Below are 15823 nucleotides of genomic sequence, written 5' to 3' on the forward strand. Positions count from 1 at the left end.
AGATGGTGGAAAAGCATTTTGAAATCAATGATGTTGTACAAATGAAAAAGCAACATCCTTGTGGCGAAAATCGTTGGAAGATTATTCGTATGGGAATGGATATACGAATTAAGTGTGAAGGCTGTGGACATAGTGTGTTAATTCCACGCAAGCAATTTGAGAAGAAAATTAAGAAAATCTTAGACAAAGCAGAATGATGTTCCACGTGAAACATTCACACATGCAAAGCTATGTTTGTTAGATCTATACTTGTTAAGTTGATAAAAGATACTAAAAACAAGGGGATAAGCGACCCTTGTTTTTCAATGTGATTGCTTGTCATTTGGACTAACTGTATCTATAATTGAATAATGACTGAATCGTTCAGATGAGCGTGATTCTTAAGGAGTGGAAATTTCTATGGCATTAACAGCAGGAATTGTCGGATTACCTAACGTTGGGAAATCAACTTTATTTAATGCGATTACCCAAGCAGGTGCAGAATCGGCAAACTACCCGTTTTGTACAATAGACCCGAACGTCGGTATTGTAGAGGTACCAGACTACCGTTTAGAAAAGTTAACTGAATTAGTTAAACCGAAGAAAACAATACCAACGGCATTTGAATTTACCGATATTGCAGGAATTGTTAAAGGAGCAAGTAAAGGTGAAGGGCTTGGTAATCAGTTTCTATCTCATATCAGACAAGTAGATGCAATTTGTCAGGTTGTACGTTGTTTTGAAGATGACAATATCACACACGTGTCAGGAAAAGTTGATCCCATTTCTGATATTGAAACAATTAACCTAGAGCTAATCTTAGCAGACTTAGAGAGTGTGACAAAAAGAATTCAACGTGTAGAAAAGATGGCAAGACAGAAAGATAAACAGGCGATGGCAGAGCTTGAAGTGCTTACCATTCTGCGAGATGGTTTTGAAGAAGAAAAGCCGGCACGTGCAGTCGAGTTTACTGAAGATCAATGGAAGTTAGTAAAAGGATTCCATCTGTTAACGAGTAAACCGGTCCTTTACGTTGCAAACGTGGGGGAAGATGAATTATTGGATGCGGACGAGAACCCCAATGTAAAGAAAGTACAAGCACATGCTGCAAATGAAAATACAGAAGTAATTGTTATAAGTGCCAAGGTAGAATCGGAAATCGCTGAGCTTGATGGTGAAGAGAAGAAAATGTTCTTAGAAGAACTAGGCATAGAAGAGTCTGGGTTAGATAAGTTAATCAAAGCTTCCTATCATTTATTAGGTTTAGCTACTTACTTTACTGCAGGTGAGCAGGAAGTACGTGCGTGGACCTTTATAAAAGGAATTAAAGCACCACAAGCTGCCGGAATAATTCATACGGACTTTGAAAAAGGCTTTATTCGTGCAGAAACAGTTGCTTATGATGATTTGGTAGATGCAGGTGCTATGACTGCAGCAAAAGAAAAAGGAAAAGTACGCTTAGAAGGAAAAGAATACTTTGTGAAAGACGGCGATGTTATGCATTTTCGTTTTAATGTGTAAGTAGATCTTGAATCTTAACTGTACGACAAGGCAATATATTAAAAAAGAGGTTTCTATCTAGCTTTTAAGTAGTGCTTGCGCTATACATGTATATTTGCTATAATATTTCATTGTGAGTAATAAACATAGATTACTCCTTGTTCCTTATCTATTTAAGGAGCCGCCAAGACCAAAAGGAGGTGCAAACGGATGAGAAATTATGAAATTATGTACATCATCCGCCCAAACATCGAAGAAGAGGCAAAAACAGCGCTAGTTGAGCGTTTTAATGCTTATCTTACTGATAACGGTGCGGAAATCGTGAAAGTTGATGAAAAAGGCAAGAAACGCCTTGCTTATGAAATCAATGACTACCGTGATGGTTATTATGTAGTAATTAAATTTACAGGCGATGACAAAGCCATTAATGAATTTGACCGCCAAGCGAAATTCTCTGACGATATTATTCGTCACATTGCAATTCGCGAAGACGAAGAATAAGGGGAGTTTCTGATGTTAAATCGAGTCGTACTTGTCGGCAGATTAACGAAGGATCCAGACTTACGTTATACACCAAATGGGGTAGCGGTGGCTAATTTTACATTAGCTGTTAACCGACCATTTTCTAATCAACAAGGTAACAGAGAAGCTGACTTTATTAACTGTGTAATTTGGAGACGCCCAGCAGAAAACTTAGCGAACTTTATGAGTAAAGGTAGCTTAGTCGGTGTTGATGGACGAATTCAAACACGTAGCTTTGATAATCAAGAGGGACAACGGGTATTTATGACTGAAGTTGTGGCCGATTCCGTTCAGTTTCTTGAGTCAAAAGGATCTTCCCAAGGTGGAGGACAAGGCTCTTCTGGATACCAGACCAATCAAAATCAACAAAGTAATAATAATAACAACAATAATAATAACAACAATAATTATTCTAGACAGAATGATGATGATCCGTTTAAAGATAACGGAGAACCAATTGATATATCAGATGATGATTTACCATTCTAAATAAAAAAGGAGGGTATTATTATGGCACCTCGTCGTGGACGCGCAAAGCGTCGTAAAGTGTGTTTTTTCACAGCGAACGGTATTACACACATCGATTATAAAGACGTTGATTTACTAAGACGTTTCGTTTCAGAGCGTGGGAAAATTCTTCCTCGCCGTGTAACTGGTACTTCTGCTAAATACCAACGTAAATTAACAAGAGCAATCAAACGTGCTCGTACAATGGCTTTATTGCCTTACGTAACTGAGTAATAAAATGAAACCCTGTTTTGGTCTCTGCGGAGATTATAAACAGGGTTTTTAATTTTATATTGGGTCATTAAAATTGCAAGAAGCAAGAGCGGGAGGATAGGCTGCATCAGTACTAAAGACATCTATTTGCAATAAGTAAGTATTTTTAACATAATAACCGCTTTCATAATAAATTGTTTGTTATATATGTTGACAAACAATTATAATCTGCTATGATAAATAAAAATTCAAAAAATTATAATAAATATGAAGATGAAGATAAATTTATTGCAAGAGGAACCTAAGAGAGCTGGTGGTTGCTGCAAACCAGTGTTTCGGGCAATGAATAGCACTTCGGAGTAAGTAGACTGAAAAGATAGTAGGTTTACTCGTCACATGAACGTTACGCATGCCCAATGAAGACTGTACATCATACGGAATTGATTATTTACGTTTAGATGACAGTGACTAAAGGGTGGTACCGCGTTAAGTCCAAACTTTTCGCCCCTTACTATTTTAGAGTAGAGGGTGGGAAGTTTTTTTATTTACCTTTTTTTCAGAAGTTAAGCAAAGTTGAAGTGAAAGGAGTACGCTGATCAATATTAAATTTGACATTTGTGGATCTAAAAATAAACTGGGCTAGCAAGTATAAATGGCTGTCCCATAGGACAAAACACAAAATTTATAAGGGGGACGAATTAGATGACGTTTAAGGTATTAATTAGTGATCCGTTAAGTGAAGAAGGAATTCAACCATTGCAGGAAGCAAAAGAAGTGGAAGTAACGATAAATACGGGTCTTAAACCTGATGAGCTAAAAGCAATTATTGGAGAATACGATGCACTCTTAGTTCGAAGCCAAACGAAAGTAACACGTGACATTATTGAAAAGGCGAGCAATCTGAAGATTATTGGTCGTGCTGGTGTAGGTGTTGATAATATCGATTTAGATGCAGCTACAGAGCATGGTGTTATCGTGGTCAATGCACCTGATGGAAATACAAATTCAGCTGCAGAGCATACGATGGCTATGATTATGTCTCTTGCTCGTAATATACCTCAAGCCTATTATGCATTAAAGAATCAGCGTTGGGATCGCAAAAAGTATGTAGGTGTTGAATTAAAAAATAAAACACTTGGTATAGTAGGTCTAGGTCGAATTGGTGCGGAAGTTGCATCGAGGGCAAAAGGACAACGTATGAATGTAGTTGCTTATGACCCATTTTTGACAGAAGAAAAAGCGGATGAAATGGGGATTGGATACGGTACGTTGGATGAAGTATTGCAGCAAGCCGATTTTATCACGGTCCATACGCCGCTATTAAAAGAAACGCATCACATAATTAATCGTGATGCATTTGCAAAAATGAAGGATGGCGTCCGCATTGTTAACTGTGCACGAGGCGGTATTATTGATGAAGATGCACTATTTGATGCAATTGTTTCTGGAAAAGTGGCTGGTGCAGGGTTGGACGTATTCGAAGAAGAGCCAATTACAGATCATAAATTGTTAGAGTTAACAGAAGTAATAGCAACACCACACCTTGGTGCAAGTACTGTAGAAGCACAGGAAAGCGTTGCTATTGATGTGAGCCAGGATGTAGTCAACTTCTTAACTGGTGGAGGAATCGCCAGAAACCCTGTTAATTTATCTTCTGTTCCTAAAGAAGTCATGAAGAAAATTGAACCATACTTCCATTTAGCTGAGAAGATGGGCGCATTTCTTTCATATCTAACGAAAGCAGCAATAGAAGAAATTAACATATATTATTCAGGAGAACTCGCAGATTTAGAAGTATCACCGTTATCAAGAAACACAGTAAAAGGACTGCTGAAACGCCATTTAGGAGATCATGTTAATGAAGTAAATGCAGCCTTTTTAGCAGAAAAGAAAGGTATTACAATCAAGGAGCATAAGACGAGCAAAACAAAAGGCTTTACGAACTTACTAACAGTGACTGTTCAAACGAAGAATGGTGTTAGAAGAGTAGCAGGCACGTTGTTAAATGGACTTGGCCCACGTATTGTAAAGGTTGATCAATATAGCGTCGATGTCGTACCGGAAGGACATTTAATCTTTGTAAGCCATAAAGACCAGCCAGGTGTTATTGGCCGAGTTGGTAGTTTATTAGCTGAGCAAGATATAAATATCGCAACCATGCAGGTTGGTCGTTCAGATGTTGGTGGCGATGCAATCATGATGTTAACGGTTGATCGTCATGTGGAAGAAGCAGGTTTGCAGCAATTAACAGAACTAGTCGATATCAATGCGGTAACTGCGATTGATCTATAGGCAAGTGTGTAGTAATAAAGGCAATTTCTAAAAGGTTGTTGTATTGAGTAAAATAGCTAGAATGCGACGTAGCGTGTTGGACAGCCGCTGTAAAAAATACGCTTGCCACGGGGCGGTGGTGAGTCGCTAACGGCCACCACTGCACTTATCTGTGACAATATAGGCAATATTAGAATTGTGCGGCCATCAGCGCGCTTATTTGAATAAAACCCTTGATATAGTTTGCTATTTATAGTAAATAAGGTCTGTGGTGGCCGCCAAATCATTAAAACTGGTATTTTACGTGAAATAAGGTCTCCTGTGGCCGCTAAAAGTTTTTAAGATTCTCGTTCTAAAAATCCTGTCAGGCTTCCAGCATTCTCAGCTGAAATCACGAGCACTACGCCGGATTTTATTTCAATTATAAAGTTTAAAAAGCAACTTACGAGAAGAGCTAAAAATAGTGTGAAAAAGGACACCATATACAGGTTATAATAACCTTAAATGGTGTCCTTTCTTTATACTGATTGCTCCTGATTCAGGCGCTCGAGTATCGGATATATTTCTTCTAAATGTTGAATTTCATAAGTTGGTTCTACTTCACTCTGCGGTTTATTATTTTTGTTAACCCAAACCGATTTGATGCCTGCACGTGATGCTCCTAATATATCAGTCATTAGGTTATCACCTACCATCAATACTTCATCGGGAGATAGCGAAACTAATTTTAAGGCATGCTCAAAGATTGATTTATCAGGCTTGCCTATTCCGAAAGCACCAGATATTACAATGTGTTCAAAATAAGGATCAAGCTCAGGTGTCAATGCCAGTTTTGTTTTTTGTAAACTTGGTGAACCGTTCGTCAGGAGTAATAGCTTGTACTGATCAACGAGTTGCTCTAATACGTGAAAAGATTCCTCGTATAGAAAAGGATGTTTTCGACGCTCTTGTGGAAAACGCTCTGCAAGTTCTTGACCAAAGTCTTCATCATCAATACCAACTGCCTGTAAGCCATTTGTCCATGCATCTTTTCGGTAAGTTGGAACAACCTCACTCATTTCACGAAAATTATCATCATCATCATCTAAAAAATCTCCCCAAAGTCCTTCAAATGGATTGATGCCAATTTGTTGGGTAAATGGATAAAATGAGTATGATGAATAAAGTTCCCTTGCCTGCTCTCGAACAGCAGACTCTAATTTCGCGGGATCAACTTGATAGCGTTCCTGTGCTAATTTACACGTTGTTGAAAAGGCAGCTTGGACACTTTTCTCGTCCCATAATAGGGTATCATCTAAATCGAAGAATACAGCTTTGATCATGTTTGAATATCCTCCTTTAATGGAAGCGTAACATTTTTAGTAGATTGAAGACAAATAATAGATTAGATACGAAGACCTCACCTCTTTATTATAATATAGTAGATAGATAATACAACTAGATTAAGGTACTAAATCGATATAGATGGGACTGGAAAATAGTTTAATTTGTAAATATACTAAAGAATCGTTTATAATCATGTAGTACCCTTTATAAATAAAGAAAAAACATATAGACAAGAAGAGCACAGCGCACGCAAGCTGTGCTCTTTCTAACAAAGGGAATGTAGCGTATAATTTAATAAACGTAGCAGAAATATCCGCTACCCAAGCTGCCATTATTATAAGGAAATGAAATCAAGCTGAGGTGTCCATATCATGAAGAACTCTAGACAAATTACAGAAGGAGCAATACTGACTGCTATCTATATCGTTCTGTTATTCATCACCATTTATGTTCCGTTGCTCGGTTCGATCAGTATGTTTGCCATCCCTGTACCGTTTGTCATTTATGCATATCGTCACGGTTGGAAGCCGTCCTTAATGATGGGGATACTAGCCGTTATATTAACAATACTTGTTTCTATTGTATCAATACCATTGACGATCTTGTCAGGTCTTGGAGGAATTATCATTGGTAGTGCTATGAATCAAAAGTTAACACCATATGAAACATGGGCTAGAGGAACATTAGGCTTTGTCGTTGGAATTATATTCACATTGTTAATATCACAGTGGCTCCTACAAGTGAATTTTGTTGATGAGTTAAATCAAATGATGGATTTGTATATAGAAACCACTGAGTCGATGATAGAACAATTCAATATGCAAGTGACAGAAGCCGACTTGGAATTAATCCAACAACTAACGAGTTTTATGATTGACCTGTTACCTACCATGATTGTATTAATGGGTATAATAATGGCATTTATTGCTCAATGGATTAGCTATAAAATCGTTAACCGGATAAATAAGACTGATTTTAGATTTCCGAAATTTAGAGATTTCAAACTGCCGACAGCATTAATATGGATTTATCTATTTGCGATGATTGTAAGTTTTTTTCAACAAGACCCATCAGGTGTTTGGTACGTTGCTACAGTTAACGTCCTGAATTTAGCGGGCATATTAATAGTATTACAAGGTATTTCATTTGTATTGTATTATTCCTATGTAAAAAAACTACCTAAGGCAGTAACAGTTATTGTTATTATTGCACTGCTATTAATTCCGCATATTGGACTGTACCTGTTAAGAATCTTAGGTATAATTGATTTAGGTTTTTCCATAAGAGGGCTGATTAAATAGAACTAACGGGCTCAGATTTATCGATATAGGAGCTGACTAGCATGCCGGAATTTTTTAAAAAACCAACTTTAAGTAATCATATATGGGTCATTTATACGCTGTCCTTTGTGTTATTAGGGTTACTTTGGTATTTTCAATGGATACTCGGGTTAATCATGACCTTGCTTTTATTTGCGTCATTATATAATAGTATTAAATCCGAGAAACATTTGTTAAATGAAACAGAAGAATATATCTCGACATTATCTCACCGAGTAAAAAAGGTTGGTGAAGAGGCATTATTAGAGATGCCGATTGGAATCGTGTTATATGGAGAGGATTATGGAATTGAATGGACCAATCCATATATGAACCAATTTGCTGACGAAACATTTGTCGGAAAATCAATTGAAGCATTATCAAGCGATTTAATTTCTACTATAAAAGATGGGAAAAATGAGGCTTGGTTATCATTAGATGGTTATGATTTTCAAACCTCAATTAAACGAGAAGAGCGGTTATTGTATTTATTTGATCGAACAAAACAGACGGAAATTCAAAATTTATATCACAATGAACAAACAGTGTTAGGCATTATCTTTTTAGATAATTATGAAGAAATTACGCAAGCAATGGATGATACGGCAAAAAGTACAATCAATTCGAGAGTAACGACGATATTAAATGAATGGTCTACCGATTTCGGTATTTATTTAAAGCGAATTTCACAGGAACGTTTTTTAGCGATATTTAATCAGCAAATTCTTACACAATTAGAGAAATCAAAATTTGAAATCTTAGATGAAGTACGCGAGTTAATTTCTGATAAAAATGTCCCACTTACGCTGAGCATAGGTATTGGCTTGGGAGGACAGTCCCTGCCCACATTGGGTGAGCTTGCACAGTCTAGCGTCGATTTAGCACTCGGGCGCGGTGGAGATCAAGTTGTCATCAAGGATGAATCAGGAAAGGTACGTTTTTACGGCGGGAAAACAAATCCGATGGAAAAACGGACGCGGGTTCGGGCTAGAGTTATCTCTCACGCCTTAAAAGAGCTTGTTAATGATAGTGATCAAGTTCTGATCATGGGTCATAAAGCACCTGACATGGACTCTCTAGGGGCCGCAATTGGTATATTAAAGGTCGCAGAGGCAAACGGTGTCGATGGGCACATTGTTATTGATTCTGAGGATATTGATACAGGTGTGCAACGATTGGTTGAAGAAATACAAGAACATGAAGGATTGTGGTCAAGCTTTATCGAGCGGGACTATGCACTCGATATTGTTACAAAAAACACGTTAATCGTTGTTGTCGATACGCACAAGCCCTCACTAGTTATGGAGGAGAAGCTTCTTAATAAGACAGACAGAATCGTTGTGATTGATCACCACCGTAGAGGTGAAGAGTTTATCAAAAATGCGATACTTGTCTATATGGAACCTTATGCATCGTCGACAGCTGAATTAGTTACCGAGTTACTTGAATATCAACCGAAAAAACTTAAGCTATCTATGTTAGAGTCAACAGCCTTGCTAGCAGGTATTATTGTCGATACAAAAAGCTTTACATTGCGAACGGGATCAAGAACCTTTGATGCAGCATCCTATTTACGATCTCGTGGCGCAGATACAGTATTAGTACAGAAGTTTATGAAAGAAGATTTAGATATATACGTTAGACGGAGCCATCTGATTGAAAGTACGCAATTGTATCGTCAAGGGATAGCGATATCGAAAGGGGAACCTGGGCAGAGCTTTAATCCAGTCATTATTGCTCAAGCCGCAGATACGCTGTTAACGATGAGTGGTATTGTTGCATCATTTGTCATTTCTGAACGTAAGGATGGCCGCATAGGAATTAGTGCTAGATCCTTAGGTGATATCAATGTACAGATTATTATGGAAAAGATGAATGGCGGCGGTCACCTAACAAATGCAGCTACACAGTTAGAAGATACAACGATTGATGAAGCTAATCACCAACTAAAAGAAATAATAGATGAATACTTTGAAGGAGGAGATTCCGAATGAAGGTAATATTTACACAAGATGTTAAAGGTAAAGGTAAAAAAGGTGAAGTGAAAAATGTCTCTGATGGTTATGCGCGTAACTATCTATTAAAAAATAATCTAGCTGAAGAAGCTACATCAGGAAACTTAAAAGCATTAGATGCAAAAAAAAATAAAGAAAAGCAGCTTGTGCATCAAGAAGTTGAAGAAGCTGAAAAGTTGAAAGAAAAATTAGCAAAGCTACCCGTAGAATTAAAAGCTAAATCTGGTGAAGGCGGACGTTTATTCGGATCAATTACAAGTAAACAAATTGCTGAACAGCTTAAGAAATCTTACAAAATTAACATTGATAAACGTAAAATTGAATTGGACAACCCTATAAGAGCATTAGGTTATACAGATGTACCAGTTAAAATTCATCCTGAAGTTACAGGTACCATTAAAGTGCACGTGACAGAGGAATGATCAACAAAGTTACTTGGGATAAACGGCAATGGTATGATCTATCATCGTACCATCATGGAAAGGAGGAGGGTTCTATATGAGTGAAGAGTGGAATGATCGCACGCCACCACATAATATAGAAGCGGAGCAGGCGGTACTAGGTGCTGTATTTTTAGAGCCAGAATCGCTATCACGCGCAGCAGAATTATTATTATCAGATGATTTTTATCGTGCTAGTCATCAACGTATATTTGCAGTCATGACAGGCCTCTCCGACAAAGGTGAGCCGATCGATCTAGTAACTGTTACTACAGCACTATCAAATTTAAAACAGTTAGACGATATTGGGGGAGTTTCTTACCTTAGTGACCTTGCTAACTCGGTACCTACTGCAGCAAATATGGAGTACTATTGTAAGATTGTTGAAGAAAAGGCCCTACTTCGTCGACTAATACGAACAGCAACAGATATTGTTACGGATAGTTTTTCTAAAGAAGATGCTGTGAATGATTTACTAAATGATGCCGAAAAAAGCATATTGGAAGTTTCTCAACGTAAAAATGCGAAAGCCTTCCAAAATATTAAAGATGTTTTAATAGATGTATATGATAGTATTGAACAACTGCACCATCAAAATGGAGAAACTACCGGTATAGCGACGGGTTATAGAGATCTTGACAAAATAACGTCAGGATTTCAGCGAAATGATTTAATTATTATTGCTGCTCGTCCATCAGTAGGTAAAACGGCATTTGCATTAAATATTGCACAAAATGTTGCGATTCATGCAAATGAGAATGTTGCTATCTTTAGTTTGGAGATGGGTGCAGAACAACTCGTATCACGTATGTTATGTGCAGAAGGAAATATTGATGCACAGCGACTCCGGACTGGTAAACTCGATGCGGAAGACTGGGGTAAGCTGACGATGGCAATGGGAAGTTTGTCCCATGCAGGTATTTACATTGATGATGCGCCTGGTATACGGGTGAGTGATATTCGTTCTAAATGCCGTAGATTAAAACAAGAACATGGCTTAGGCATGATTTTAATTGACTACCTACAGTTAATTCAAGGTAGTGCTAATTCAAAAGAAAACCGTCAACAAGAAGTATCGGAAATTTCCCGGTCTCTAAAAGCACTGGCTAGAGAGTTAAATGTACCACTTATTGCACTATCACAGCTTTCTCGTGGTGTGGAGACACGTCAGGATAAACGTCCGATGATGTCCGACTTACGTGAATCTGGAAGTATTGAGCAGGATGCGGACATTGTAGGTTTCTTGTACCGTGACGATTATTATGATAAAGAATCAGAGAAACAGAATATCATAGAAATCATTATTTCTAAGCAGCGTAATGGTCCTGTTGGTACAGTAGAGCTAGCCTTTGTAAAAGAATATAATAAGTTCGTAAATTTGGAGCACAGGTATCAAGAAAGTGACATCCCACCAACGCCAGTAGGTGCGGGTGTATAATCTAGTAACCTATTTTCAAGAGAGAGCCTAGTAACTAAGGCTTCTTTTTTTGGATAAAAATATTTTACAGTGGAACGCTATGAATATATAGGATATGCAGCCAATTTGACAAGAAAAGGAACAATCATCAGTAATATAACGGAATATAAACGAACGTAGTTATCTAATTAGTTAGAAAATGTTCGTCATTAACATTGACAGTCTGTTATACGATTGATAAACTAGCTTTGGTGCAATGGAATAACAAACAATAAATATAATTTGGCGGAGGTGCCCATATGTCCTCAGTAGTAGTAGTCGGAACCCAGTGGGGAGACGAAGGAAAAGGTAAAATAACTGATTTTCTTTCACAAAACGCAGAAGTTGTTGCTCGTTACCAAGGCGGGAATAATGCTGGACATACGATTAAATTTGATAATGTTACGTATAAATTACACTTGATTCCATCAGGGATCTTTTTTAATGATAAAACATGTATCTTAGGAAATGGCATGGTTATTGATCCAAAGGCATTAGTGGAAGAACTCAAGTATTTGCATGATAAAGGTGTAAGTACCGACAATCTAAGAATAAGTAATCGTGCACATGTTATCTTACCTTACCATCTAAAACTGGATGCACTTCAAGAAGAAGAAAAAGGTGTCAATAAGATAGGTACTACCAAAAAAGGTATTGGCCCGGCTTATATGGATAAGGCTGCACGTGTGGGTATCCGAATTGCTGATCTATTAGATAAAGAAGCATTTAAAGAAAAACTGGAACTAAATCTACAAGATAAAAACCGCTTATTTGAGAAAGTATATGAAACGGATCGAATCGAAGTAGCAGACATATTGGAAGAGTATTACGAATATGGACAACAAGTAGCAAAATATGTTTGTGATACCTCTGTTGTATTAAATGATGCTCTCGATCAAGGACGCCGTGTCTTATTCGAAGGAGCACAAGGTGTTATGCTTGATATTGATCAGGGGACATATCCATTTGTTACTTCTTCTAATCCAATTGCTGGTGGCGTTACTATTGGATCTGGTGTTGGTCCTTCTAAGATCAATCACGTTGTCGGTGTGTCTAAAGCATATACGACAAGAGTTGGAGACGGTCCTTTCCCTACAGAGCTGGACAATGAAATCGGCACACAAATAAGAGAAGTAGGCCGCGAGTATGGTACAACAACTGGAAGACCAAGAAGAGTCGGATGGTTCGATAGCGTCGTTGTTCGTCATGCAAAACGTGTTAGTGGTATTACTGATTTATCTTTGAATTCAATTGACGTACTTACTGGTATTGAAACATTAAAGATTTGTACCGCTTATCGATACAAAGGCGAACTTATGAATGAATTTCCGGCAAGCTTAAAAGTGTTAGCGGATTGTGAACCAATATATGAAGAGATGCCTGGTTGGACGGAAGATATTACAGGTGTTAGTAACCTGCACGAACTGCCAGAAAATGCACGTCATTATATAGAAAGAATCTCACAACTAACAGAAATACCATTATCAATCTTCTCTGTTGGTCCTGATCGCAAGCAAACGAATGTTGTCAGAGGTGTTTATAGTTAAATTGACCTTGTTATAAAACAGGTAGGGTGCTACAATCCTACCTGTTTTTTTGTCTGTTTTCCGAGTGAATACATGATACTTCGACAATTAGATAGTAGAATCATGTAATATATCTGAAAAATATCTATAAAAAAACTTCCATTAATAATACCTTTTACACAAAAATAGAATAAAGTCTGTATTATTACAGGTTAATATTGGAAGTTATTATACAATTATATTACATTGTTGAAATAACGGTTTCATTATCTACCATTCATATGATAGATTAGTAAAGGGAAAAACTAAACGGTAAGAATCATAAAAGAATTATTTTAGGGGTTTTTGCATTTAGGAGGAACGGATTATGTGGAACAACAAAAAAGGTAAAGAGAACCAACTTAATAACTTATACCCACAGCAAGCCTACCATAAACCATACAGTCTATTGAAAAAAACAGCAATTACTACTTTTATTGGTGTAGGTTTAACGTTTAACATAGCTTTTGCAAATGATGATGGGTTATCAACCATTTTCCATGTATACGTTGACGGTGAACACGTTGGCCAAGTTGATAGTAAAGAAGTTATTCAAGCTTATGTAGATAAACGAGTAAGCGCTCAACAGGAGCAAAATAAAGACTTAGCCTTTACAGTCGGTGAAGAAATCTCCTATGTACCTGAGATGGTGTTTGAAGCCTCGGCTAAAAATGAGCAAGTATTAAATCAGCTAGATGAAGAAATATCGATAAAGGTAGATGCATATCAATTAAAGATCGCAGATAAAGTTGTTGGAAACTTCAAAGACAAAGAGACTGCTGAAGCGGTTGTCACTTATTTCGAGTCTAAATACGTGGATCTTGAAACACTAAATAAGATTAAAGATGCATCACAACAGTATCAAGCATTTTCGGATGAAGTAATTCCTGAACCTGAAACAGAATTAAAATTAGGTGAATCTAAAGTATTAGACGTAACTCTATCAGAAGAAGTTTCATATTCTAGTGAAAAAATTTCTGCAGATCAAGTTTTAACAGAAAAGCAAGGTAGAAGACTATTAGAAAAAGGAACTTTACAAGATCAGTTACATAAGGTTGAAAAAGGTGAAGTGTTAGGAGCTATCGCTTCAAAGTATAACCTTACTATGGATGAATTATTAAAAATAAATCCTTCACTTAAAGAAGATTCTATTTTACAAATTGGTCAAGAAATAAACGTAACAGATTACCAGCCATTTCTTGATGTATTTGTTAAAGAAGAAAAACTAGTCGAAGAACAAATTGCTTATGAAAAAGAAGTTGTTACCTCTGACGAGTTATATAAAGGGGATACAACCGTTAGACAAAAAGGGCAAGAAGGAACGAAAGAAGTTCACTATGCTATTGAAAAAGAAAATGGATCTGTAATCTCTCAAGAGATCATTGAACAAAACGTGACGAAAGAGCCTGTTAAAGAAATCATCGTTAAAGGTACGAAGGTGGTTCCCTCACGTGGAACAGGTGAGTTCAAATGGCCAACGGTAGGTGGAAGAATTACTAGTTATGTAGGAAGTCGCTGGGGATCGTATCATAAAGCACTTGACATCGCAGGTGTAAGTAATCGTTCGATTATGGCAATTGATAATGGTGTAGTTGAATTTGCTGGTTGGCAAGGTAGCTATGGTAATAAAGTCGTTATTAACCATAAAAACGGATATAAATCAGTTTATGCCCATCTGTCATCAATAAACGTTAGTGTTGGTCAAACAGTGGTGCGCGGTAAAACAATTGGAATAATGGGTACAACAGGGAATTCTACTGGCATTCATTTACACCTTGAAGTGTATAAAAATGGTTCACTTATTACAAGTCCACAAAATCTATTCTAATATATGTTAATACCCAGGATTTAAATTATAAAAACCTCTTGTCATCAAACGCTGGCAAGGGGTTTTTATTTAAGTTATCGGTTAGATCCTGTAACAGGTAATATGGCTATAGAGACAAGTTGTAAAAATTAAGGTAAAATGAAGGCAGCAAGAGAAAGAAAAGGATGTGAGGTTATGAGTCAAAAGATACTCGTAGTAGATGATGAAAAACCGATTGCGGACATTTTAAAATTCAATTTAGAAAAAGAAGGTTATCAGGTAGTATGCGCCTATGACGGAGATGAAGCGATTCGCATCACAGAACAAGAAAATCCAGATCTGCTCTTGTTAGACATTATGCTACCGAATAAGGATGGTAATGAAGTTTGTAAAGAAATAAGAAAAAAGCATAATATGCCGATTATCATGTTAACTGCAAAGGATTCAGAAATAGATAAAGTGCTAGGTCTTGAGCTTGGTGCTGATGATTACGTAACCAAACCGTTTAGTAATCGTGAAGTGATTGCTCGCGTAAAAGCTAATCTAAGAAGATTAAACCAGCCCACTAATGATCAAGAAAAAGAAACAAGAGACATTACAATTGGAAATCTAACTGTCCACCCAGATGCCTATACCGTTACTAGGAATGGAAAGGAAATTGAATTAACACATCGTGAGTTTGAATTAATTCACTACTTAGGCCGTCATATTGGCCAAGTCATGACTAGAGAGCACCTATTAGAAACGGTTTGGGGCTATGACTATTATGGAGATGTTCGGACTGTAGATGTAACCGTGAGAAGGTTGCGGGAAAAGATTGAGGACAACCCAAGCAACCCACTTTGGATCGTAACAAGGAGAGGTGTTGGATATTACTTGCGAAATCCTGATCAGGAGTAGAGC

At 37.2% G+C, this 15823-nt stretch carries 14 protein-coding genes and 1 other annotated feature; of the genes, 13 read left to right on the plus strand and 1 reads right to left on the minus strand.

What is annotated here, in order from left to right:
* The first annotated feature begins 2 nt into the window (after positions 1-2).
* From ACI6MV_RS06240 to serA, 6 genes are all read left to right on the plus strand, one after another.
* Positions 3-197, plus strand: coding sequence for a DUF951 domain-containing protein (locus ACI6MV_RS06240; RefSeq protein WP_407269391.1), 195 nt, complete (start codon positions 3-5; stop codon positions 195-197).
* Between the two features lie 202 nt (positions 198-399).
* A complete protein-coding gene (ychF, locus tag ACI6MV_RS06245; protein WP_407269392.1) occupies positions 400-1500 on the plus strand; it encodes a redox-regulated ATPase YchF in 1101 nt (366 codons plus the stop codon).
* Positions 1501-1689: 189 nt separating this feature from the next.
* Positions 1690-1980, plus strand: coding sequence for a 30S ribosomal protein S6 (gene rpsF, locus ACI6MV_RS06250; protein ID WP_407269393.1), 291 nt, complete (start codon positions 1690-1692; stop codon positions 1978-1980).
* Positions 1981-1992: 12 nt separating this feature from the next.
* Positions 1993-2490 carry a single-stranded DNA-binding protein gene (ssb, locus tag ACI6MV_RS06255; protein ID WP_407269394.1) on the plus strand — a complete coding sequence of 166 codons (498 nt, stop codon included), beginning with the start codon at positions 1993-1995 and terminating at the stop codon, positions 2488-2490.
* A 21-nt stretch (positions 2491-2511) separates the two neighbouring features.
* Positions 2512-2742, plus strand: a complete 231-nt coding sequence (rpsR, locus tag ACI6MV_RS06260) for a 30S ribosomal protein S18 (RefSeq protein WP_407269395.1) — start codon at positions 2512-2514, stop codon at positions 2740-2742.
* 240 nt (positions 2743-2982) lie between these two features.
* Positions 2983-3233, plus strand: a binding site (T-box leader).
* 190 nt (positions 3234-3423) lie between these two features.
* Positions 3424-5013, plus strand: a complete 1590-nt coding sequence (serA, locus tag ACI6MV_RS06265; RefSeq protein WP_407269396.1) for a phosphoglycerate dehydrogenase — start codon at positions 3424-3426, stop codon at positions 5011-5013.
* Positions 5014-5510: 497 nt separating this feature from the next.
* Here the strand turns inward: serA and ACI6MV_RS06270 are convergent, their stop codons facing one another.
* On the minus strand, positions 5511-6314 hold the full coding sequence (locus tag ACI6MV_RS06270) for an HAD family hydrolase (protein WP_407269397.1): 804 nt from the start codon (positions 6312-6314) through the stop codon (positions 5511-5513).
* A 375-nt stretch (positions 6315-6689) separates the two neighbouring features.
* Between ACI6MV_RS06270 and ACI6MV_RS06275 the strand changes: the two genes are divergently transcribed.
* The 7 genes from ACI6MV_RS06275 (at position 6690) to yycF (ending at position 15820) form a co-directional block, all read left to right on the plus strand.
* On the plus strand, positions 6690-7619 hold the full coding sequence (locus tag ACI6MV_RS06275) for a YybS family protein (protein WP_407269398.1): 930 nt from the start codon (positions 6690-6692) through the stop codon (positions 7617-7619).
* Between the two features lie 41 nt (positions 7620-7660).
* Complete coding sequence (locus tag ACI6MV_RS06280; protein WP_407269399.1) at positions 7661-9631, plus strand: DHH family phosphoesterase; 1971 nt, start codon at positions 7661-7663, stop codon at positions 9629-9631.
* The gene (rplI, locus tag ACI6MV_RS06285; RefSeq protein ID WP_407269400.1) at positions 9628-10074 is read left to right on the plus strand and encodes a 50S ribosomal protein L9; all 447 of its coding nucleotides are present in this window, start codon (positions 9628-9630) and stop codon (positions 10072-10074) included. The genes ACI6MV_RS06280 and rplI overlap by 4 nt, the downstream gene beginning before the upstream one ends.
* 76 nt (positions 10075-10150) lie before the next feature.
* Positions 10151-11530 (plus strand): replicative DNA helicase, encoded by a 1380-nt coding sequence (dnaB, locus tag ACI6MV_RS06290; protein ID WP_407269401.1) that lies wholly within the window; start codon positions 10151-10153, stop codon positions 11528-11530.
* 278 nt (positions 11531-11808) lie between these two features.
* Positions 11809-13095, plus strand: coding sequence for an adenylosuccinate synthase (locus ACI6MV_RS06295; RefSeq protein ID WP_407269402.1), 1287 nt, complete (start codon positions 11809-11811; stop codon positions 13093-13095).
* A gap of 346 nt (positions 13096-13441) precedes the next feature.
* Complete coding sequence (locus ACI6MV_RS06300) at positions 13442-14941, plus strand: peptidoglycan DD-metalloendopeptidase family protein (protein WP_407269403.1); 1500 nt, start codon at positions 13442-13444, stop codon at positions 14939-14941.
* Between the two features lie 174 nt (positions 14942-15115).
* Positions 15116-15820: a response regulator YycF gene (yycF, locus tag ACI6MV_RS06305; protein WP_407269404.1), complete on the plus strand. Its 705-nt coding sequence runs from the start codon at positions 15116-15118 to the stop codon at positions 15818-15820.
* The last annotated feature ends 3 nt before the right edge of the window (positions 15821-15823 follow it).

This window comes from Radiobacillus sp. PE A8.2 (assembly GCF_045635475.1).
Lineage (GTDB): Bacteria > Bacillota > Bacilli > Bacillales > Amphibacillaceae > JBJGXI01.